This is a genomic window from Burkholderia sp. Ax-1720 (assembly GCF_011753035.1).
GTDB classification, from domain to species: Bacteria; Pseudomonadota; Gammaproteobacteria; order Burkholderiales; family Burkholderiaceae; genus Burkholderia; species Burkholderia gladioli.
This window is the reverse complement of record NZ_VWWK01000417.1, coordinates 1-1,433: the sequence shown is the minus strand read 5'-3', so window position 1 is coordinate 1,433 and position 1,433 is coordinate 1. Positions and strand designations below refer to the sequence as shown.

The 1,433-nt window shown below is 75.1% G+C and carries 1 protein-coding gene; it reads right to left on the bottom strand.

The features are described 5' to 3' along the window. Nucleotides 1-1,433, bottom strand: a 1,433-nt coding sequence (locus tag F3J18_RS37340) for a condensation domain-containing protein (protein WP_240156524.1), incomplete at both ends; no start/stop codon positions are given.

Below are 1,433 nucleotides of genomic sequence, written 5' to 3'. Positions count from 1 at the left end.
CGCGGCGCGACGGCTCGGCGGCGATCTGCGCCAGCAGCGCCGCGTAGTCGTCGAGCAGGCGCGCCACCGTGGCCTCGACGAAGCGGTCGCTCGCGTAGGTCAGCGCCAGCTCGAAGCTGCCGCCCGCGCCGCGGTCCTGGCCGTTCAAGGCGAGATCGAAACGCGCGGTCGGCGCGGCATTGGCCACCGGCTCGGCGCGCAGGCCGGCCGGCAGCGCGGCGGTCCCACCGGCCCGCGCGACGGCCAGGTCGAACATCACCTGGAACAGCGGCGAGCTATCGAGATCGCGCTCGACCGCCAGCGCATCCACCAGCCGCGCGAACGGCACGTCGCGATGGGCCTGCGCATCGAGCACGCGCTCATGCGTGGCGCGCAGCAGCTCGACGAAGGGCCGAGCGCCGTCCAGGTCGGTGCGCACGATCAGCGTGTTGACGAAGAAGCCGACCAGCGCCTCGGTCTCGCGGCGCTCGCGCCCGGCCGAGGGCACGCCCACCACCACCGTGCGCTGCGCCGCGTAACGGCCCAGCACCACGCCCCAGGCCGCCAGCAGCAGCGTAAACGGCGTGCTGCGCTGCTCGCGCGCGATCGCGCGCAGCCGCTCGGCCAGCGGCGCCTCCAGCACGCGGCGCACCGTGCCGCCCTCGTGCGAGCGCTGCTGGCGCGGCGGCAGATCGCGCGGCAGCGTGATCGCCCCCGGCGCGCCGTCGAGCACGCCCCGCCAATGCGCGATCTGCGCGTCGAGCTCGTCGGCGGCCAGCCATTCGCGCCGCCACATCGCCAGGTCGGCGAACTGCACCGGCAGCGGCGCCGGCGTCTCGCCGCGATAGAAGGCCAGCAGGTCGCGGAACAGCAGGTCCATCGACCAGGCATCGGCGACGATGTGATGGACCACGAACTGCAGCACGCATTCGTCGGGGCCGATCTCGAACAGGCCGACGCGGATCGGCGCGCCGCCCGTCAGGTCGAAGGGCGCGCAGGCGAAGGCGTGCAAGGCGGCGGCGAGCGCCTCGGGATCGCCGCCCACCGCATGCGCGGCGAAGCCGTAGTCGCGCCCGGGCGCCTGCTGGCCGGCCGGCGCGAGTTCGACCGGGTATTGCATCGGCACGCCGTCGCCGGCCTCGAAGCGCAGCCGCAGCGCCTCGTGGCGCTCGACCAGCGCGCGCAATGCGCGATGCAGCGCCGCGAGCTCCAGCGGGCCGCTCAGCCGCAAGGTCTGGGTCAGGTGATAACCGGCGTGGGCCGGATCGAGGCACCACAGGAACCACAACCGTTCCTGGGCCGGCAGCAGCGGGAAGCGCGTCGGGCGCGGCGCGAGCGGCACGGCCGGCAGCGCCGAGGTGTCGATGCCCTGCGCGCGGGCGCGGGCCCGGAACAGCGCGCGCTTGTCCTCGGGCAGCGCCGCGTATTGTGTCGCGAGCCGCCGCGCGTCGGGC